Source organism: Flavobacterium sp. CS20, assembly GCF_018080005.1.
Taxonomy (GTDB): domain Bacteria; phylum Bacteroidota; class Bacteroidia; order Flavobacteriales; family Flavobacteriaceae; genus Psychroflexus.
Window position 1 is genome coordinate 2186454 of the sequence record NZ_CP073015.1, and the last position, 20346, is coordinate 2206799.

Genomic DNA, 20346 nt, shown 5'->3' on the forward strand with positions numbered 1-20346 from the left:
GCTTTAATGCTTAAGAAAAAATTTCCTTTTTATCGCCAACTCGATAACAAAGACTGTGGTCCAACTTGTTTGAGGATGATTGCCAAATACCATGGCAAAACCTTTTCTAGAGAATTTTTAAGAGATAAAGCAGGTATTACCAGAACAGGTGTAAACATGGGTGGTATTGCAGATCTTGCGGAAGCTATAGAATTACGCACCTTAGGTATGCGTATGTCTTTGGAATCTCTAGTAAAAGAAGCGCCTACACCATTCATTGTGCCATGGCGTCAAAAACATTTTGTGGTCGTTCATAAAACAACTCAGAATAAAATATATGTTGCAGATCCAGCAAATGGCTTTTTAACCTATAAGCATAATGAATTTTTAAACGCATGGACAAATACAACAGATAAAAATGGTTTTGTTTTATTGTTAGAACCTAATGCTAACTTCTACAAGCAAGAAGAACTTGATAAGACCAATAAAAAAGGCTTCTCTTTTCTTTTTCCTTATTTAAAACCCTACAAAAGAATTATCTATCAACTATTTTTAGGATTGTTAGTTGGTTTAGCGATACAATTTACTTTACCTTTTCTTACACAATCTGTTGTAGATGTAGGTGTTAATAATCAAGATATACCATTTATATATCTTATTTTAATAGCTCAACTTGTTTTATTTATTTCTCAAACGCTGGTCAATATTTTTAGGGATTGGATCATGCTCCATATTAATGGAAGATTTCATATCAAAATGGTTTCTGATTTTTTGTTTAAAATGCTCAAGTTACCCATCAACTTTTTTGACACGAGAAATACAGGTGAACACTTACAGCGCATAACAGACCATAGGAGGATTCAAAATTTTATCTCCTCACAAACAGTTACCACCTTATATTCAATATTACTGTTTCTTGTCTTTAGTGGTGTATTAGCATACTATGATTTGACCATTTTTGCGGTGTTTATTGTAAGTGCTTTATTTTACCTAGGCTGGATATTCTTTTTTTTAAAAAAGCGTGCAGAGTTAGACTTCAAAAGATTTGATGAAATGTCACAAAGTCAATCTTCTTTAGTTCAAATTATTAATGGTGTAAGAGAAGTAAAAGTTAATAACTCACAGCGGAAGAACAGATGGAAGTGGGAACAGGTTCAAATCAGCCTTTTTAAAACCTCGATGAGTAGTTTGAGGTTAGCCCATTCACAGACATTAGGATCTAATTTTATAAATGAACTCAAAAATATTATCATTACATTTTTGTCTGCAACTGCTGTGGTTAAAGGAGATATTACCCTTGGTATGATGTTATCTATACAATATATCGTTGGTCAACTTAATGGACCTTTAAGCAATTTTATTGGTTTTATACAATTATGGCAAGATGCAAAAATTAGTTTAGAACGTCTTAATCAAGTGCATTCACTAGAAGATGAAGATGAAAAAACTATTAAAAAAGTGTTTGAACTGCCTTCGGACAAGTCAATTTATATCAAAAACTTAAGCTTTCAATATGGTAGCAAATCTTCTCCAATGGTTTTAAAAAACCTATCGTTTACAATACCCGAAGGCAAAACCACAGCTATTGTGGGAGCAAGCGGTAGTGGTAAGACAACATTGATAAAACTACTATTAAAGTTTTATGACTTAACTACTGGAGTTATCCAAATTGGTAATATCAATTTATCAGACATTAATAATGATTCTTGGAGAAAAAGCTGTGGTGCTGTAATGCAGGAAACTTTCATTTTTAATGATACCATTGCTGGTAATATTTCAGAATCTGAACAAGGCGAAATAATTGATAACGATAAATTAAATAATGCGGTATATATATCTAATATAGAGGAGTTTATAAATAAGTCGCCAAATAAACTTAATACAGAACTAGGCACTTCTGGGATTAGATTAAGTGGTGGTCAAGGCCAAAGACTGATGATAGCACGAGCGGTTTATAAAAATCCTGAATACATATTTTTTGATGAGGCTACCAGCTCGTTAGATGCTAATAATGAAAAAATAATTATGGAGAAATTAAATGCGTTCTTAAAAGAGAAAACATCTGTAATTGTGGCACACAGGTTAAGTACTGTAAGAAATGCAGATAATATAATTGTTTTAGAAGATGGTAAAATTGTAGAACAAGGAAATCATTTAGAATTATCAGAAAAAAAGGGCAAGTATTATCAATTAGTAAAAAATCAATTGGAACTTGGTAAGTAATGGAAAATGAAGATAAAATACATGTCTACAGTGAAGAGGTTAGAGATATTCTTTCAGAACCACCTAAAACCATTATAAGTATTGGAAATACCATTGTTTTTGGTTTTATATTGGTTATTTTACTATTAGCTTATGTAATCAAATATCCAGATATTGTAACAGCAGAAGCTACGCTCACAAGCTATAATCCTCCAGATCGCGTTTATGCAAGAACATCAGGACGATTAGATAGTATTATAGTTAAAGATAATGCTATGGTAGAAAAAGGTGACCCATTGGCTATTATAGAAAACACTGCTCGATACTCAGATATCATATATTTAAAATCTATCACAGATACTTTGAACATTAAACAGTTCCAATTTGAATTTCCTTATGAAACTTGTAATAATTTAAAATTAGGAAGTATAGCTATTGACTATGCTAGCTTTGAAAACGATTTACGAAATTATCAGCAACTACTTACTCTAAAACCATATCTAGTAGAATCAGAATTCCAAGAAAGCGAACTTTTTCAGCAACAAAAAAGACTACGAAATTTGAAGGATCAATTGTCAATATCCATAAATGAATTAAAACTCGAAAAAGCTAAACTAGACCGAAATAATAAACTTTTTGAGAAAGGTGTAATTGCACAGCAAACTTTAGAAGAAGTTGAACTGATTTATCTTCAAAAACAAAAAAATCTTTCTACTATTAGAAATCAAATTTCACAAGTAGAAAGTGAAATAATAAATTTAACAACTAATCAAAAGAACACATCTATCAACCAAACTAAAGACGAGTTAAACTTGTATAGAGATTTATTAATTTCATTTAATCAATTAAAACGATCAATTAGAGATTGGGAACTTCAGTATGTCTTAGAAAGTGCTATAGAGGGTAGATTAAGTTATATTAATTACTGGCGTAGTAGACAATTTGTTAACCAAGGAGAACTAGTTTTCTCAGTAATTCCCAAGCATCATGGCAAGTATATCATTCGTGCAAGAACTATGGGGTTAAATACTGGAAAACTAAAAGTAGGTCAAAAAGCACTCATAAGATTATCCAATTATCCTGATCGGGAGTTTGGTGTCTTAGAAGGTGTATTAACAGATATTTCAAAAACTCCAGATACTGATGGGTTTCTTGTACTTGATATAAAATTACCAAACCAATTAGAAACTTCATTTGGCATTGAAATAGAATTTCAACAAGAAATGATAGGCACTGCTGAAATAATAACAGAAGACCTCAGGTTATTGGAACGTTTAATGTACCAGTTTAGAGATTTGTTTAGAAGGTCTGATAATCAATCTATAGACCAGAAAACCTAGCTAGTTTTCCAACGCCGCAACACCAGTGAGCGTTTTCCCTTCAAGCATTTCCAACATGGCACCGCCACCTGTAGAAACGTAGCTAACTTTATCTTCAAATCCATATTGCTTAACAGCTGAGACGCTATCGCCACCACCAACGAGTGAAAAAGCACCTTTTGCTGTAGCATCAGCAATGGCGTTTCCAGCGACTATTGTGCCTTCTGCAAAGTTTGGCATTTCAAAAACACCAAGAGGACCATTCCACAGAATAATTTTAGAAGCTTGAATCACCTCAGCAAAAGCCGCTTGAGATTTTGGTCCAGCGTCTAATCCCATCCAACCCTCTTCTATATTATCGATAGGCTGAATTTTGGTTTCGCTATCATTTTTGAACTCTTGAGTAACTTTTGAATCTATTGGCAAATGGACTTGAACATTTTTTTGTTCTGCGACCTTTAAAATTTGTAGTGCAACTTCTTGTTTATCTTCTTCTACTAATGATTCACCAATTTTACCACCTTTAGCTTTAATAAAAGTAAACGCCATGCCACCACCAATAATCAAGTGGTCTATTGCATCAAGAATGTTTTCTATCACAGTTATTTTACTGGAAACTTTTGCACCACCTATAATTGCAGTAACAGGTTTTTCCTTAGAATTTAGAACTTTATCTAAACTGTCAATTTCTTTTTTTAATAAGTAGCCCATCGCTTTTTCTTTAGCGAATTTTGCGGCAACAGTTGTAGAAGCGTGAGCACGGTGTGCAGTACCAAAAGCGTCGTTGATATAGACATCAGCCAAATCTGCAAGCTGTTTTGCAAAAGCTTCGTCTCCTGCTTTTTCTTCAGCGTGAAACCTTAAATTTTCAAGCAACAAAACTTCACCGTTTTGAAGATTTTGAGCGGCCTCTTGTACAGATTCACCCACGCAATCTTCAATAAATTTGACTTGCAAACCAATTTCTTCAGAAACAGCATTGACAATGTGTTTTAAAGAGAATTTCTCTTCTACGCCATTTGGTCGACCGAGGTGCGACATTAAAATGGCAGAACCCCCATCTTCAAGTACTTTTATGATGCTTGGTTTGGCGCCTTCAATCCGACTTTTGTCTGTGACTTCAAAATTTTCGTTTAACGGAACATTGAAATCGACTCTTATGATGGCTTTTTTGTCTTTAAAATTGATGTCGTCTATGCTTTTCATGTTTTGAATAGGTTTAAAAAGTGTGATTTTTTGTATTTAATTTAATCTTCAAAATTACAATTTTAAACCTAAAAAGATACCTTAAATTAAATATCTTTTATTCAATCTAAACAGTCTAATTACAATCAATTCTTAATATTGTATAATACAGAAAAAGTTATTTCTTCACTAGTTTCTTGACAGAAACACCTTGATTTGTTTTTATCTGTAAGACATAAATCCCCAGAGGTAGATTACTCAAATCTAACTGATTATTTTCTAAGATATTATCATTAACGAGTATTCTTCCTTGCAAATCAAATATTGAGATATGTTGTAAAATCATTTCAGAGCATCTGATATTGAGTATATCTTTAACAGGGTTAGGGTAAATGGAAATATTATCTTCCAAAAACTCCTCCCGGCTTAGAAAATTGTCATAAAACGTAGCTATACTGCCTTCGCTATTGGTGATATCGAGGTATATTTTATCTGGTGTTGTACTAAACGCATACGTAAATGGTTCATGCCAGCTAGCCATAAACACATCAAAGAAAAATTCATTTTGAAAAAAATCTTCTATATCCATAAGTTCCTGTTCATCAGGACATACCTGAAGAGGTATTGATGACTCCTGAATCAAAAAACTTTGATTTGTATCATCATAAGTCAAATTACCTCCAACAAATACACAATTACCAAACTGATAAAAATTCGAATTTTCTAAAATGCCATTAAATGTTATTTCGTTAGGAACCACCAAAGTGGAATCCGCCGTAACAATTTTTTCAAGCTTCCAAGTGTGGTTTTCAAGAGGTGGAACTTGGGCATAACAAAAACCGATTAGGCTAAGAAATAAAGAGATAAAAAAAGTTTTCATGGCTTTAGTTTTTCAATAAGGATATTTTACGTTATCGTTTTATCAATTTCCTTTTTAATATGCCATGAGAAGTATCCAGTTGAATGATATAAACACCAGCATTTAATTGACCTAAGTATATTTGATTTAAAAAGTCCTTATTTTGATACACTATTTTACCATTTATATCAAAAACAAGCACCTTTTCTACTTCAAGACCATGATAATCTATATTTAGAACATCTGATACAGGATTTGGATAAATGGAGATATTATCCTCCAAAAACTGCTCACTGCTTAAAAAGTCATCATAAAACGTCGCTACACTGCCTTCGTTATTAGTGATATCTAAGTAAATTTTATTTGTGGTTGTTGTAAAAGCATACGTAAATGGTTCATGCGTAGTCATTTGATTGGTGTCAATAAAGAAAAATACATTTTGAAAAAATTCTTCAATATCCATCAACTCTTGTTGATCTGGACAGGTTTGGAAATTTAATTGGGGAAATACAGCATTAAAGCTCATATTGCTGTCGTCATATATTGTTTCTGCTCCAATATCACTGCAATTACCTAAAATATAAAAAGTATCAAAAAATAATCCTGAAAAGAAAACAGATGATGGCACAACCAAAGTAGAATCCGCCGTAACAATTTTTTCAAGCTTCCAAGTGTGGTTTTCAAGAGGTGGGACTTGGTCCACCAATAGACTTAAATTGAAAAAACTAAAAATAAAAAGTATTGTTTTCATAATTCTAAGATTTTAGTTTACAATTAAATTTTTTGAGTCTAACACCAAACTGCCAGCGATTAGATTAACGATATACTGCCCTGTGCTTAGGTTTTGTAAATCAATAGTAATACTATCAGCGTTGCTGTTTAAAACATAGTTAAAATAGGTGCCATTAGTGGTATGGGTAAGCATGATTACCGCAGTATCTCCCTCATCTATAAGATATTTTATGGTTGTCTCATGATTAGCAGGATTTGGGCTGATGCTTTTAATTTCTCTAATATCTTCTGTAACAATAGTTTTATAATCCTTATGCCCATCACTATCAGCTATAACCTCCAGTTTGTACTCTTTTGCAACAGCAGTATTTACCGACAATTCATTACCACTGTAAATGAGATTACCATCGGCATCATACCAATTGTAGGTTGCAGATTCGTTAATGTTTGTAGCTCGTATTGTTCTTGTATTGTCGTCTTCAATTTCTGTTTCATTTTCTGCGATAAACTCCTGCCGGTCATTATTTCTAGTAAAGGTGTAAGAAAATCCTCCTAACTCGTCGCCCGAATTGCTTTCTGTTTGCCTTAAATGAAGATTATACCCTTCAAAATTTTCGACTTCCCTAATTAAAAATTAACACTCATAGTTAAAGTTCCATATTCTTCAGGGTCGAAATTGATATTGTTTAAGCTAGCATTATTTCCAGTCAATAACAATCGTCTTTCTGTTTGGTTGGCGATTCTAACATTCTGTTGCTGTGCTCCGGAACCTTGCCAAGCCTCCCATAAACTTTGGTTTAGTTCAGCATAAATTTCTGCTTCCTGCCAAATATTATCATCGTAGGTATTGTTTGTAAAAAACTGTATATCAGACTGCAGAGGTGTTTCTCCGCCTAAATTACCTGCAAAAATAATACCTTTGCTTGGTTTACTACTCACATTAATTACCGTTGTGTTTTTATAGGCAATATTATTTTTGTTCCTTGCATTATTAGCGACATTAGGACCTTCATCAGTTGGTAATAATTCGTCGTCATCTGACAGTATTCTACTTAAAAAACAAAACATCCAAGGATTTTCAAAACCTGCATTTTCATAATCTTCAGGATTTTCAGGAAACCACTCAAATTCTATAATTGTGCTTTCACTTTGTCTTAAGAGCTGGTATTATTTTGCCACCAGTAATTCCTCCTACTTGGTTACCAACATCATATAAGCCAGGTGTTCCGTTAGGTGCAGGTTGAGGATTATTATCACCTTCCCATACGGTCGACCAAGTTTGATTTAACCCACCTTTAGCCCAATATAATTTTAACACATCGTTTCCAGAAGATGTCGTGCGACCATCGTTTGTTACTCTTACATATACATATACAGGTGTATTTTCATCTATATAGTACAAATCTTCATGACAATCTGCATATAGCCTGTCTGGATCTTGGGTGTTTCTCACCCATATATCATCACTTTCCCATATAATATTGGTGTTGTTATCCGGTTCATCACCAAAATCATCATCGGAGTTTAGTGTTATTAAATCTACTCCTGAAACGGGGTTAGCCATACATTCTGCGGTTCTTACTGCCGCATAAGCATTTACACGACCTGTACCTAATTCCCCAATATATTGTTGGTTTTCCGGGATATGATAAATATCATCAGCCGTGTCTCGAAGAATTTGCCTGACTTCATCCGGTGTAATGTTAGGATGTACCGCATACATAAGAGCGACAATACCACATACAAAAGGACCAGAAAAGGACGTTCCAAATCCGGTACTGTATTTATCGTCTTCGTCTGTTGTAGGGATCCCATAACCAGGGGCAACAATATCTACTCTATCATTATGTGTAAAGGTATAGTAAGTATTGCCAGAAATAAACTGATGTGAATCTTTCCAACCAACTCCATTTCCATTAGCGTTTATTGGTCTGCATTTATAATGATGTCCAACAGCCCCAACTGATATCACATGATCATAAGAGGCAGGATAGACATAACCTTGATCTCCCCCATCACCGTCTGGACAACTATTTTTCCAATTTCCATTTCCGGCGACTGTTATAACAGTTACGTCATAATTCACCCAAATTTCTTCATACACCAAAGCATTGGCATCAATATAAGAACAACTTTCTTTAATACTATGAGTTAAAACTCTAATTTCAGGATGTTGCTGAACTAGAAATAACATTCTTTGAGTTAATGTAGATGCATTATCGAATGGGTGGGGAAATGTAGGTGTTGGTCCATTAAATCTATTTGATGTAATCAAAGAAGTATTATAACCTATGGATGCAATACCAATAGGATTACCTTGATCGTCAAAATTATTAGTATCGGCAGACAACCTGCTACTTTTGTACCATGCTGATGATCAACACCAGGCGTTGGATTCCAAACAGAGCCGTAATGTTGTAAAATTTTGTTAATTAAATCAGGATGATTAGGGTAGAATGGTCCATCTACAATCCCAATGACGACATTGGGATCACCTGTTGTAATGTTCCAGGCTTGTTTAGCATTAACCAAATCTAAGTGTTCATTAGGCAAACCCGATGCTGGGTTTCCGGCGACATATTGTGTAGGGATATTTGCAATACTTTCATAATCTGCCGGTGGGACACTGAGATTTTCATATTCTAAATCTCCAATATAATCTGAATAAACAATTTCATTTAAGCTTCGCAATGGATTAACCAAATTAAAATCATCAAAGCCTACAAGATACATGTTTTGTAAACGTTTGTTTATAGCCCCAGGAAAAGCTTTTTTGTAAACATAAACGGTTTTAGAATTAAAAAAGGTTTGAAGGTTAGAGTTTGAAAAACTTAAATCTAAAGAATGATCCGCTAATCTGTTTTTAGAAGTGGGTTTTAACAAATCTGGTGCTTTTTCCTCTACATAATAATATTGAACAGTTGGTAAGGTATCTTGGGCATATAATGTCAGATTAATCATAACTATAAACACTAATGCCAAATAGTGTCTAAAGTTCTGTGGGTCTGTGGGTCTGTGGGTCATAATAAATTATTTACTTTCAAATTTAACAAAAAATTATAAATATCCAAGTTAAATTAGCATAAAATTCTAAATTTGAGTTTGATTTCTTGCAATAACGAATAGCTTAAAGTTTTCAAAGTCTAAAATTTAAATTAATTTCGCACAAAAATTGACTTATGGGTTCAGAAAAACCACTTATTCTGGTGACAAATGATGATGGCGTTACTGCTCCAGGCATTCGGCATTTGATTAAAATCATGAAGGAATTTGGAGAGGTTGTCGTCGTTGCACCGGATAGTCCACAAAGTGGGATGGGTCATGCCATTACCATAACCGACAATTTATATTGTGATAAAATAAAAGTAGATGGTGATAGCTACGAAGAATACAGTTGCTCGGGTACGCCAGTTGATTGTGTAAAAATAGCCACTCAAGAAATACTTAAACGCAAACCTGATTTGTGTGTCAGTGGGATCAATCACGGTTCTAATTCTTCTATCAACGTTATTTATTCTGGTACTATGAGTGCCGCCGTAGAAGCTGGTACAGAAGGCATACCAGCTATAGGTTTTTCTTTATTAGATTATGCTATGGATGCCGATTTTGAACCAACGACAGAATTTGTCAAAAAAATTACAAATTATGTACTTCAAAATGATCTGCCTCAGGGAACGGTTTTAAATGTAAACTTTCCGAAACTAAAAGCTAAAAATATCAAGGGCATAAAAATTTGCCGACAAGCAAAAGCACATTGGGAAGAAAAATATGACAAAAGACAAACTCCTCAAGGTCGTGATTATTATTGGTTGACAGGAGAGTTTGTTAATGAAGATGCTGGCAAAGATACTGATGAATGGGCTTTGAGTAAAGGTTATGTCTCTGTTGTTCCTGTTCAATTTGATTTAACCGCCTATCAAACAATGAAATCTATTAAGGATCTTGGGTATGAACGTTAAAAAAGAAATATTTATTGGCATATTGTTAGGCTTGATTTGCAATGTTGCTGGGATGTATATTTATATAGCAATTTTTACCAATTATGATTTGATTTATGCTATAAATTATGCGTATCGTGATCATTTCCTCGGCGGTTTGATAGCTATTGGTGCAGTTGCCAATTTTTTACCTTTTTTTGTTTATATTAAAAAAAACAAAATTTATAGAGCACGAGGTGTTTTATTGTTTAGTATTTTAATGGCTGTTCTAATTTTAATTTTAAAATCAAATGAATTATACCAAATCCTTTGAAGTTAGGTGGAGTGATTTAGATGCTAATCGGCATTTGGCTAATTCTGCCTATCAAAATATGATGAGTCATACCCGAATGGCTTTTTTATTTGAAAATGGTTTTAGTCAAGATGAATTAGTCAAACATAATCTTGGTCCTGTAGTGTTTTATGAACATATTTACTATTTCAAAGAAATTCGTCCCGAGGATAAAATAGAAATCACTTTAAAATTGAAAGGTCTATCTAAAGATGGAATGTTTTTTGAATTTCAACATGACTTATATAATGATAAGGGCAAAAACTGTGCTCGTTGCGAAATACTCGGTGCATGGATTGACTTGAAAACTCGAAAACTTGTTGCTCTTCCAAATCACCTTCTCAATCCATTAAATAAACTCAGCAAAACCACAGATTTTAAAACTCTTACTCAAGAAGATACACGTAAATTTAAGGTATATCCAAAAGATAAAAAAAGCATATCATAACACACAATATGCTTTTTTTTGATTAAAAATGTATTTAAAGTCATGAGCCACACATCAAGCAGTCGTCACCTTCTGAGGCTTTAGATTGCTGAATTAAAGCTTTTAGCTCTTCGGGTGATAATGATGAATTATCTGGAGCTATGACATTTTTGTTTTTAGATTCGTGTTGCTTCAACTTTTCTGCGTTGGTTTCAGCAACTTTTTCAGTGACTTGTTCTTTAGGTAAGTCTTGTGTTTTCTTTTCTTTAGACAAGGTAAACTTAATGGCATCAACTGCTGATTTGGTTCTCAAGTAATACATACCTGTTTTTAAGCCACTTTTCCACGCATAAAAATGCATAGAAGTTAATTTAGCTAAAGTTGCACCTTCCATAAAGAGATTGAGCGACTGCGATTGATCAATAAAATAACCACGCTGACGACTCATATCAATGATATCTTTCATAGACATTTCCCAAACCGTTTTGTAAAGTTCTTTGATGTCATCTGGAATAATATCGATGTTTTGTACTGAACCATTAGCTCGCATAATAGCATCTTTGACTTCATCTGTCCACAAATCTCTGTTAACTAAATCTTTGAGCAAATGTTTATTAACAACAATAAATTCACCTGAAAGTACTCTACGGGTATAAATATTTGAAGTATAAGGCTCAAAAGCCTCGTTGTTACCAAGTATTTGAGACGTTGAAGCTGTTGGCATTGGTGCTAAAAGCAATGAATTTCTGACGCCGTTTTCTTTGACTCGCTCTCTGAGTTCTTTCCAATTCCAACGACCGCTTAAATCTTCATCTTTTAAGCCCCATAGGTTATATTGAAACTCACCTTGACTGATTGGCGAACCTTCATAGGAAGAATATGGCCCTTCAATTTTTGCCAATTCCATGGAAGCTTCAACTGAGGCAAAATATAAAGTTTCAAATATTTCTTGGTTGAGCTTTTTAGCTTTATCAGAAGTAAATGGCAGTCTAAGCAAAATAAATGCATCAGCCAAACCTTGAATACCCAAACCAACTGGTCTGTGACGCATATTTGAATTTTTAGCTTCTTTGACTGGATAGTAATTTCTATCTATAACTTTATTCAAGTTTTTGATAACGCGTTTGGTGATTTTATATAATTCTTTATGGTCAAATTCGCCGTCTTTTACAAACATTGGCAACGCGATAGAAGCTAAATTACAAACGGCCACTTCGTCTGGACTGGTGTATTCAATAATTTCAGTACATAAGTTTGACGAACGAATGGTTCCCAAATTCTTTTGATTTGATTTTCTATTGGCCGCATCTTTATACAACATATAAGGCGTACCCGTTTCGATTTGAGATTCTAAAATCTTTTCCCAAAGTTCACGTGCTTTGATGGTTTTGCGACCACGTCCTTCTTTTTCGTATTTTTCATATAAAGCTTCAAACTCTTCGCTATGACTGTCAAAAAGATTTGGGCATTCGTTAGGACACATCAAAGTCCATTCGCCATTTTCTTCCACGCGTTTCATAAACAAATCTGGGATCCACATGGCATAAAATAAATCTCTGGCACGCATTTCTTCTGCTCCGTGGTTTTTCTTTAAATCAAGAAAATTCATAATATCGGCGTGCCAAGGTTCAATATAGATAGCAAACGAGCCTTTTCGTTTTCCACCACCTTGGTCAACATATCTTGCCGTATCATTGAATACGCGAAGCATTGGCACAATACCATTTGATGTCCCATTAGTTCCAGCGATATAAGAACCTGTGGCTCTAATGTTGTGAATAGATAAGCCTATGCCACCAGCCGATTGAGAAATTTTGGCGGTTTGCTTTAGCGTGTCGTAAATACCGTCAATACTGTCATCTTGTGTTGTCAAAAGAAAACAAGAAGACATTTGCGGTTTAGGCGTTCCTGAATTGAAAAGGGTTGGTGTAGCGTGAGTAAAATATTTTTTAGACATCAACTCATAGGTTTCTAAAGCGGCTTCAATATCATCTATATGAATACCAATAGAAACCCTCATTAACATATGTTGCGGACGTTCTGCTATTTTACCATCAAGTTTTAAAAGATAAGAACGCTCTAAAGTTTTAAACCCAAAATAGTCATAATTAAAATCACGGCTGTAAATGATACGTGAATCTAATGTATCCTTATGCTCTTGAATAACCTGATAAACTTCATCTGAAAGTAAAGGAGCTTTTTTAACTGTATGTGGGTTGACATATTCATATAAATCGGTCATAACCTCACTAAAGGTTTTTTTGGTGTTTTTATGCAAATTAGAAACAGACACTCTTGCGGCAAGTTGAGCATAATCTGGGTGTGTTGTGGTCATCGTTGCGGCTACTTCGGCGACAAGGTTGTCAAGTTCACTTGTGGTTACGCCATCGTATAAGCCTTCAATGACACGCATAGCAACTTTAGTCGGTTCAACAAGTGGGCTCAAGCCGTAGCAGAGTTTTTTGATACGAGCTGTAATTTTATCAAACATTACAGGTTCTTTTTGTCCGTTTCTTTTTATGACATACATGGTAAAATGGGTTTTATTAGATTAATGGGTTCTATGGTTCCTATGGTCTCTATGGTTCCTATGGTTTCTATGGTTCCTATTGTCTCTATGGTTTCTATGGTATAAATTGATTAGAATTTTTTGTTATCTTTTTCAATCACTTGTAAGAAATTATTAATTTTTATACCTAATCTTTGAATACGTTCATGTAGGTTTTCATACAAAACATTGTCTTTTAAAGAACCTGTTTCAAATAAAGTTTCTAGGTAATCTACAGTTTCGTCATTAGATGATAAAGCGTATATGATAAATCGTATGTAATCATTTTTATATCGCCTTCTGCCATAACCTTCAACTATGTTAGACCTTACAGATTTCATAGATCGTCTGATTTGGCTACCTTCCTCATAAATTTCAAACTTGGGTAATTGCAGGGTCATTTTGTGTATTTCAACACTCAAGTCTCTTGCTTTTTGGCAAATTTCGAGTTTTCTGTAGCTCATTTTTTTTTGGTTTTAAGTTAACATTGCTTCTTCTGTTGTTTCTATGGCTTCTGTTGTTTCTATGGCTTCTGTTGTTACTATTGTTTCTATTGTTTCTTATTAACAATAGCATCCAAAGTGACCGTAGCATCTACAGTAACTATGGCGTCCATAGCATCCTCAGCATTGATTTAAGAAAAACTAAAACTCCTCATCAAAACTAATCTTGTTGTCTTTTTCTTTGTCTTTAGACATCACACCAGCTTTTTGATATTCGCCAACGCGTTTTTCAAAAAAGTTGGTTTTACCTTGAAGGTTTATCATATCCATAAAATCAAATGGATTAGACACGTTATAAACCTTTTCACACTCCAATTCTACCAAGAGACGGTCAGTTACAAATTCTAAATATTGTGTCATCAATTTAGAATTCATTCCTATTAAGCTTGCGGGTAAAGATTCAGTAATAAATTCACGCTCAATATCTAAAGCATCTATAATAATTTCTTTAATCCGTTCTTTAGAAACTTTATTAACCAAGTGATTGTTATGCAGATGAACAGCGAAATCACAATGCACGCCTTCGTCTCTTGAAATCAATTCGTTGGAAAAAGTCAAGCCTGGCATTAATCCGCGTTTTTTAAGCCAAAAAATCGAGCAAAACGCACCCGAAAAGAAAATCCCTTCAACCGCTGCAAAGGCGATTAAACGCTCTGCAAAACTTGGGCTTTCAATCCATTTCAATGCCCAATCGGCTTTTTTCTTAATGGCGGGAAAATTTTCAATCGCTTTAAATAGTTTATCTTTTTCAGCTTCATCTTTGACGTAAGTATCAATGAGCAAAGAATAAGTTTCTGAATGGATGTTCTCCATCATGATTTGAAAACCATAGAAAAATTTAGCTTCGGTGTATTGAACTTCATTGACGAAATTTTCAGCCAAGTTTTCATTCACAATACCATCAGAAGCGGCAAAAAAGGCTAAAATATGTTTGATAAAATATTGTTCATCAGCGTTGAGTTTGCTTTGCCAATCAGAAATATCTTGGTGCAAGTCGATTTCTTCTGCTGTCCAAAAACTCGCTTCACATTTTTTATACCATTCCCAAATATCGTGGTGTTTGATAGGAAATACGACAAAACGGTCTTTGTTTTCTTGCAAAATCGGTTCTACTTGCGCCATGATTTATGAGTTTTATATGTTAAATTTTAATTATTTCAGCACCAACAAATATCTAAAATAAATCGAGTTTTATATGTAAAATGCATCTAAGGTTTTCAACAAGTTTTCAACATTTAGCTAAGTCAGCTGATTGTGAAGAAGTTATTTAAAATTCTGAATATCAGTATTATATTATGTTTCGTTAACTGTTTTCGTTGTATTTTTAAGGGTTTAATAGTTATGCATGATTTTTATTGTTTTCTTAAAAAAACTATTTTGACAGTTAGTGTCAGTCCTGTAAAATAATAACTTGATTTTTTTTAAATAGATTATTGGCTTTATTTAACTTTGTAAAAATTTTTAAATAAATATTATGTCTGGACAACGCACATTTACTATGATAAAACCCGATGCGGTTAAAAAAGGTTATACGGGAGCAATTTTGCATCAGATTTCGGAGGCTGGATTTAGAATTGTAGCCATGAAACAAACCCAAATGACTACAGAAGATGCCGAAACATTTTATGCTATTCATAAAGAACGCCCGTTTTTTGGTGAGTTGGTAGAATATATGACTGGTGGTCGGATTGTAGTCGCTATTCTTGAAAAAGATAATGCTGTTGAAGATTTCAGAGCACTTATCGGTGCTACCAATCCTGATGAAGTCGCAGAAGGCACGATAAGAAAAAAATATGCTGAATCTATTAGTGCCAATGCTATTCACGGTAGTGATAGTGATGATAATGCACAAATAGAAAGTGCATTTCATTTTTCTGGACGCGAGATGTTTTAGCAAAGGTTTTACTTCTTAATGATGCCCAAATGTATTTATGTTTGGGTATTTTTTTTTGTTTAAGGTTTTTATAAATACTTGCCTAACACAGTAACATTAATTAATTTTGAGTTTTCTCGAAAACGTTTGCGAATTTAAACTTTAGTATATGACTGAACCTTATGTAAAACACAGTGTTAATCAACATATTGGAACAATAGAATTTTTTCATCCTGCTCATAATTCTTTACCAAGTGATATTCTTTCAAAATTAGCTGAAACCATCACTGAGCTAGGTCAAAATGATGAGGTTTTGGTTATTGTTTTAAAATCTGGTGGTAATCGGACGTTTTGTGCTGGTGCTAGTTTTAAAGAGCTTATCTCGATAGAAGATGAAGCCACAGGCAAACGGTTTTTTAGCGGGTTTGCCAATGTGATTAATGCTATGCGAAAATGTCCAAAGTTTATCATTGGTCGTGTGCAAGGTAAAACTGTTGGCGGTGGCGTTGGTCTAGCTTCTGCAATGGATTATTGCTTAGCCACCCAATATGCAGCGATAAAACTTAGCGAACTTAATTTGGGCATCGGTCCATTTGTGGTTGGTCCAGCCGTTGAACGCAAAATTGGAGTCAGTAGTATGTCTCAAATTGCTATAGATGCCAATACGTTTTTTAGTCCAGAATGGGCTAAACAAAAAGGCCTTTACGCTGATGTATTTGATACAACCGAAGCCCTTGACGAAGCTGTAGATGCTTTAGCTCAACAGCTTTGTGCTTACAATCCTGAAGCCGTTAAACATATGAAACAAATGTTTTGGCGTGGCACCGAAGATTGGGACAAGCTTTTGATGAAACGCGCAGAAATCAGTGGGCGATTGGTGTTGAGTAAGTTTACGAAGGAGAAGTTAAGTTCCTATCGGAAATAGCTATTAGCTTTTAGCCTTTAGCATAAAATAAAACTGAAATAAAAAATTTTAACTTGGAAATAAAAAGTAAATATCATTTTAAATTTGAGGACTTGATAATATACCAAAAAGCAATAGTTCTGGGTGAATATATTAATAAACTAATTGAGCGATTTCCTAAACACGAAATTTATAAACTATCATCACAATTTAGTAGAGCCTCAGATTCCATTGCTTTCAATATAGCAGAAGGAACTTCAGGTTCAGATGCTAATTTTATTCGTTACCTAATTATATCTCAAGGCAGACAAATGAGTGTATATCTGCATCTACAAAAGCCAGGCTTAGAGGTTATATATCAGATGAAGAAAATGAAGAAGTAAGAAGACAAATAAGTGAAATATCTAAAATGAACACATCCTTAAGGAAAAAATTAAATTCTAATAGCTAACGACTAAAAGCTAATTACTAATAAATGGCAATATACAAATTCAAAAATCATATCCCAGTCATTCACTCATCCAGCTTTGTGCATCCACAAGTCGCTGTCACTGGTAACGTGATTATCGGTAAAAATTGTTATATCGGACCAGGTGCGGCAATTCGTGGCGATTGGGGTGAAATAATTTTGGAAAATGGCGTCAATGTCCAGGAAAACTGTATCATTCATATGTTCCCAGGTAAAAGTATTCGCTTGAAACAAAGTTCACATATCGGTCACGGAGCAATTATTCACGGAGCAAATCTCGGAGAAAATTGTATGATTGGTATGAATGCCGTCATTATGGATGATGCCGAAATTGGAGATGAATCCATTATCGGTGCAATGACTTTTATAAAAGCGGAAACCAAAATTCCTCATAGAAGTTTAGTGGTTGGTAATCCAGGAAAAATTATTAAAGAAGTTTCAGATGATATGATAGCTTGGAAAACTGCAGGCACAAAGCTTTATCAACAACTGCCTCAAGATTGTCACGAAAGCATAGAAGAAGTTGAACCTTTACGAGAAATCCCTAAAAACCGACCACAACAGGAAGACTTTTACCAGACGTTGAATGAATTTAGGAATAGAAGTGGGTAGAGGGTAGTTGATAGAGGGTAGTCTGTAGAGCATGCTTTTAGTTATTAGAAAGGTTAAAAAAAATTGCAAGTCAGATTTGCTTATATCAGGTTTGCAAGAAATAAATAAGAAAACCTTGTGCACTTTGCGTGAAAATATTAAGAATGGAAAATTTTGCACCTTAGCGACTTTGCGAGAGATATAAAATAGGAGAAAAATCATGAGAGAAAAAAATAAAATAACAGAAAAAGTGGATTTCAAACTCCCCAAAATGGGCGAAAGTATAACCGAAGGCACCATCCTTAATTGGCTAATTGATGAAGGCGATTCGTTTGATGAAGGCGATATTTTAGTCGAAGTCGGTACCGACAAAGTCGATAACGAAGTACCTGCTCCTTTTTCTGGAGTATTGATAGAAAAGAAATATCAACCGAAAGATGTGGTTAAAATAGGAGAAGTTATTGCCATTTTAAAAGAAACTTCAGGAAAACCAACCAAAAACAAAGAAGCCTCTGCACAAAAGGTCTCTCCACAAAAGACCTCTCCGCTAACCCCTCTCCGAAGGAAAGGGAATCAAAAGGTTTCTGGAAGAGGGGCAGTTTCTCCCCTTAGGGGAGACGGAAGAGGGGCTCCAGACGGAAGAGGGGCTTACTTCTATTCTCCATTAGTTGAACAAATCGCTAAAGATTACCATATCAGTTATGAAGAATTAGCGAGAATTCCAGCTACAGGTGCTAATGAAAGATTACGAAAATCAGATATTTTTAAATACATTGAAAATGGCAGACCAGCACAGTTTGCACAACCCGTAAATGATCAACCCCAAGGCTTTCAAGTGCCTGATTTAAAATTTGATATCGGTAAAGGTCAACCTGTTGAAATGGATCGCATGCGACAGATGATTGCAGACCATATGGTCTATTCTAAACACGTCTCACCACACGTTACGGCCTATGTGGAAGCTGACATGACTAATCTCGTCAACTGGCGAAATCAGCACAAGGCAGAGTTTCACAAACGCACAGGAGAAAAATTAAGTTTTACACCTTTATTTGTTCAAGCCGTAACCAAAGCCATTCAAGATTTTCCTAAAATCAATTCTTCTCTTGACAATAAAACTATTATTGTTAAAGACGATATTAATATTGGAATGGCAACGGCTTTACCAAATGGAAATCTCATTGTTCCTGTGATAAAAAATACAGACACAAAAGATTTAGATCAACTGGCAAAAGAAGTTAACAATTTAGCGAGAAAGACCAGAGAAAATAAATTAACAAATGATGAGACCAAAGGTGGAACATTTACTATTTCAAATGTCGGCACTTTTGGCAGTTTAATGGGTACGCCTATTATCAATCAGCCAGAAGCGACGATTTTGGCGACAGGTATTATTAAAAAACGTGCTGAAGTGATAGAAAAAGATGAAAGCGATACCATTGAAATTCGCTCAATGATGTATTTGTCTTTATCCTTTGATCACCGGATTGTTGATGGCTTTTTAGCAGGAAGTTTTTTAAGACGTATTGCGGATTACTTGGAGGATTATTAAGGTTTCTCGCAAAGACGCAAAGACGCAAAATAATTTTATTATTATGACTGAAAATGAAATTTCAAAAATTATTGTCAATACCGCATATCAAATTCACGTAGAATTAGAGCTAGGATTGTTAGAGTCTGTGTATGAAGAAATATTGTATAGTGAGTTGATAGCTCAAAATTTAAAAGTAGAAAGACAGAAGGCTATACCTCTCGTTTGGAAAAATAATAAAATGTCACTCGGATTTAGAGCGGACTTAATTGTAAATCAAAAAGTTTTAATTGAATTAAAATCGGTAGAAAAAATAGCTCCAGTTCACCCAAAACAAGTATTGACTTATTTAAAACTTACGGATTTAAAACTTGGTTTGTTGATTAATTTCAATGAAGCTCTTATTAAAAATGGTATAACAAGAATCGTCAATAATATATAAACAAACTTTGCGCCTTTGCGTCTTTGCGTGAAACCAAAACCTAAAAAAATGAAAAAAGAAACCATACTCAAAGCATTTAAAAACCTCGTCACAGCCAAATCGATGACAGAATTGTATGAAGATAATTTTAAAATTGTCTCCAAATACGTCCACGCCACCTCACGCGGTCACGAAGTTATTCAAATAGCAGTAGGCATGCAACTCAAACCCGAAGATTATGTCTATCCCTATTACAGAGATGATGCCATGTTACTCTCCATCGGGATGCAACCCAAAGATTTGATGTTGCAACTTCTCGCCAAAAAAGACGATCCTTTTTCTGGCGGACGCACCTATTATTCACATCCGAGTTTAAGAGATGAAGATAAACCCAAAATACCACACCAAAGTTCAGCGACAGGTATGCAAGCCATACCAGCAACTGGAGCGACCTTAGCTTTAAAGTATGTAGATAAGCAAAACAAAGCCCTTTCCTTTGGAGAGGGTTTGGTAGAGGCCATTCCCCTTTAGGAG

Annotated in this window: 22 protein-coding genes; 12 read left to right on the forward strand and 10 right to left on the reverse strand. The window is 34.4% G+C overall.

Going from position 1 to position 20346, the window contains the following annotated elements:
• Window positions 1–6: 6 nt before the first annotated feature.
• Entirely contained in the window at window positions 7–2202 is a 2196-nt protein-coding gene (locus IGB25_RS10290) for a peptidase domain-containing ABC transporter (RefSeq protein WP_211064929.1), read from the forward strand.
• Window positions 2202–3521, forward strand: coding sequence for an HlyD family secretion protein (locus tag IGB25_RS10295; RefSeq protein ID WP_211064930.1), 1320 nt, complete (start codon window positions 2202–2204; stop codon window positions 3519–3521). The genes IGB25_RS10290 and IGB25_RS10295 overlap by 1 nt, the downstream gene beginning before the upstream one ends.
• On the opposite strand, the gene pgk is transcribed toward IGB25_RS10295, so the two are convergent.
• The 7 genes from pgk to IGB25_RS10330 form a co-directional block, all read right to left on the reverse strand.
• The gene (pgk, locus tag IGB25_RS10300; RefSeq protein ID WP_211064931.1) at window positions 3522–4706 is read right to left on the reverse strand and encodes a phosphoglycerate kinase; all 1185 of its coding nucleotides are present in this window, start codon (window positions 4704–4706) and stop codon (window positions 3522–3524) included. It lies immediately after the preceding gene.
• Between the two features lie 157 nt (window positions 4707–4863).
• On the reverse strand, window positions 4864–5565 hold the full coding sequence (locus IGB25_RS10305) for a T9SS type A sorting domain-containing protein (protein ID WP_211064932.1): 702 nt from the start codon (window positions 5563–5565) through the stop codon (window positions 4864–4866).
• A gap of 31 nt (window positions 5566–5596) precedes the next feature.
• Window positions 5597–6295, reverse strand: coding sequence for a T9SS type A sorting domain-containing protein (locus IGB25_RS10310; protein ID WP_211064933.1), 699 nt, complete (start codon window positions 6293–6295; stop codon window positions 5597–5599).
• A 12-nt stretch (window positions 6296–6307) separates the two neighbouring features.
• On the reverse strand, window positions 6308–6655 hold the full coding sequence (locus IGB25_RS10315) for a T9SS type A sorting domain-containing protein (protein WP_211064934.1): 348 nt from the start codon (window positions 6653–6655) through the stop codon (window positions 6308–6310).
• Window positions 6656–6903: 248 nt separating this feature from the next.
• Window positions 6904–7344, reverse strand: coding sequence for a hypothetical protein (locus IGB25_RS10320; protein WP_211064935.1), 441 nt, complete (start codon window positions 7342–7344; stop codon window positions 6904–6906).
• Window positions 7345–7420: 76 nt separating this feature from the next.
• A complete protein-coding gene (locus IGB25_RS10325) occupies window positions 7421–8626 on the reverse strand; it encodes a S8 family serine peptidase (RefSeq protein WP_211064936.1) in 1206 nt (401 codons plus the stop codon).
• Window positions 8566–9300, reverse strand: a complete 735-nt coding sequence (locus IGB25_RS10330) for a hypothetical protein (protein WP_211064937.1) — start codon at window positions 9298–9300, stop codon at window positions 8566–8568. The genes IGB25_RS10325 and IGB25_RS10330 overlap by 61 nt, the downstream gene beginning before the upstream one ends.
• 155 nt (window positions 9301–9455) lie before the next feature.
• On the opposite strand from IGB25_RS10330, the gene surE reads away from it, so the two are divergent.
• Genes surE through IGB25_RS10345 form a run of 3 tightly spaced genes read left to right on the forward strand, consistent with a single transcriptional unit; the run spans window position 9456 to window position 10993 of the window.
• Window positions 9456–10235: a 5'/3'-nucleotidase SurE gene (gene surE / locus IGB25_RS10335; RefSeq protein WP_211064938.1), complete on the forward strand. Its 780-nt coding sequence runs from the start codon at window positions 9456–9458 to the stop codon at window positions 10233–10235.
• Window positions 10225–10527, forward strand: a complete 303-nt coding sequence (locus IGB25_RS10340; protein ID WP_211064939.1) for a hypothetical protein — start codon at window positions 10225–10227, stop codon at window positions 10525–10527. Before surE ends, IGB25_RS10340 begins: the two co-directional genes overlap by 11 nt.
• Window positions 10505–10993, forward strand: a complete 489-nt coding sequence (locus IGB25_RS10345) for a thioesterase family protein (RefSeq protein ID WP_211064940.1) — start codon at window positions 10505–10507, stop codon at window positions 10991–10993. Before IGB25_RS10340 ends, IGB25_RS10345 begins: the two co-directional genes overlap by 23 nt.
• Before the next feature lie 40 nt (window positions 10994–11033).
• Here the strand turns inward: IGB25_RS10345 and IGB25_RS10350 are convergent, their stop codons facing one another.
• The 3 genes from IGB25_RS10350 to IGB25_RS10360 form a co-directional block, all read right to left on the reverse strand.
• The gene (locus IGB25_RS10350) at window positions 11034–13502 is read right to left on the reverse strand and encodes a ribonucleoside-diphosphate reductase subunit alpha (RefSeq protein WP_211064941.1); all 2469 of its coding nucleotides are present in this window, start codon (window positions 13500–13502) and stop codon (window positions 11034–11036) included.
• 110 nt (window positions 13503–13612) lie between these two features.
• On the reverse strand, window positions 13613–13984 hold the full coding sequence (locus IGB25_RS10355; RefSeq protein WP_211064942.1) for a four helix bundle protein: 372 nt from the start codon (window positions 13982–13984) through the stop codon (window positions 13613–13615).
• Window positions 13985–14164: 180 nt separating this feature from the next.
• The gene (locus IGB25_RS10360; protein WP_211064943.1) at window positions 14165–15145 is read right to left on the reverse strand and encodes a ribonucleotide-diphosphate reductase subunit beta; all 981 of its coding nucleotides are present in this window, start codon (window positions 15143–15145) and stop codon (window positions 14165–14167) included.
• 352 nt (window positions 15146–15497) lie between these two features.
• On the opposite strand from IGB25_RS10360, the gene IGB25_RS10365 reads away from it, so the two are divergent.
• The 7 genes from IGB25_RS10365 to IGB25_RS15185 all read left to right on the forward strand — a co-directional run bounded on the left by IGB25_RS10365 (window position 15498) and on the right by IGB25_RS15185 (window position 20343).
• Window positions 15498–15917, forward strand: coding sequence for a nucleoside-diphosphate kinase (locus IGB25_RS10365; RefSeq protein ID WP_211064944.1), 420 nt, complete (start codon window positions 15498–15500; stop codon window positions 15915–15917).
• A gap of 148 nt (window positions 15918–16065) precedes the next feature.
• A complete protein-coding gene (locus tag IGB25_RS10370) occupies window positions 16066–16821 on the forward strand; it encodes an enoyl-CoA hydratase/isomerase family protein (protein WP_211064945.1) in 756 nt (251 codons plus the stop codon).
• 53 nt (window positions 16822–16874) lie between these two features.
• Window positions 16875–17183, forward strand: a complete 309-nt coding sequence (locus IGB25_RS10375) for a four helix bundle protein (protein ID WP_371815899.1) — start codon at window positions 16875–16877, stop codon at window positions 17181–17183.
• Between the two features lie 92 nt (window positions 17184–17275).
• Window positions 17276–17881, forward strand: coding sequence for a transferase hexapeptide repeat family protein (locus tag IGB25_RS10380; protein WP_211064946.1), 606 nt, complete (start codon window positions 17276–17278; stop codon window positions 17879–17881).
• Window positions 17882–18080: 199 nt separating this feature from the next.
• Window positions 18081–19412: a dihydrolipoamide acetyltransferase family protein gene (locus IGB25_RS10385; RefSeq protein ID WP_211064947.1), complete on the forward strand. Its 1332-nt coding sequence runs from the start codon at window positions 18081–18083 to the stop codon at window positions 19410–19412.
• A gap of 43 nt (window positions 19413–19455) precedes the next feature.
• The gene (locus IGB25_RS10390; RefSeq protein WP_211064948.1) at window positions 19456–19833 is read left to right on the forward strand and encodes a GxxExxY protein; all 378 of its coding nucleotides are present in this window, start codon (window positions 19456–19458) and stop codon (window positions 19831–19833) included.
• Between the two features lie 48 nt (window positions 19834–19881).
• Complete coding sequence (locus IGB25_RS15185; protein ID WP_256437212.1) at window positions 19882–20343, forward strand: thiamine pyrophosphate-dependent enzyme; 462 nt, start codon at window positions 19882–19884, stop codon at window positions 20341–20343.
• Window positions 20344–20346: the final 3 nt, after the last annotated feature.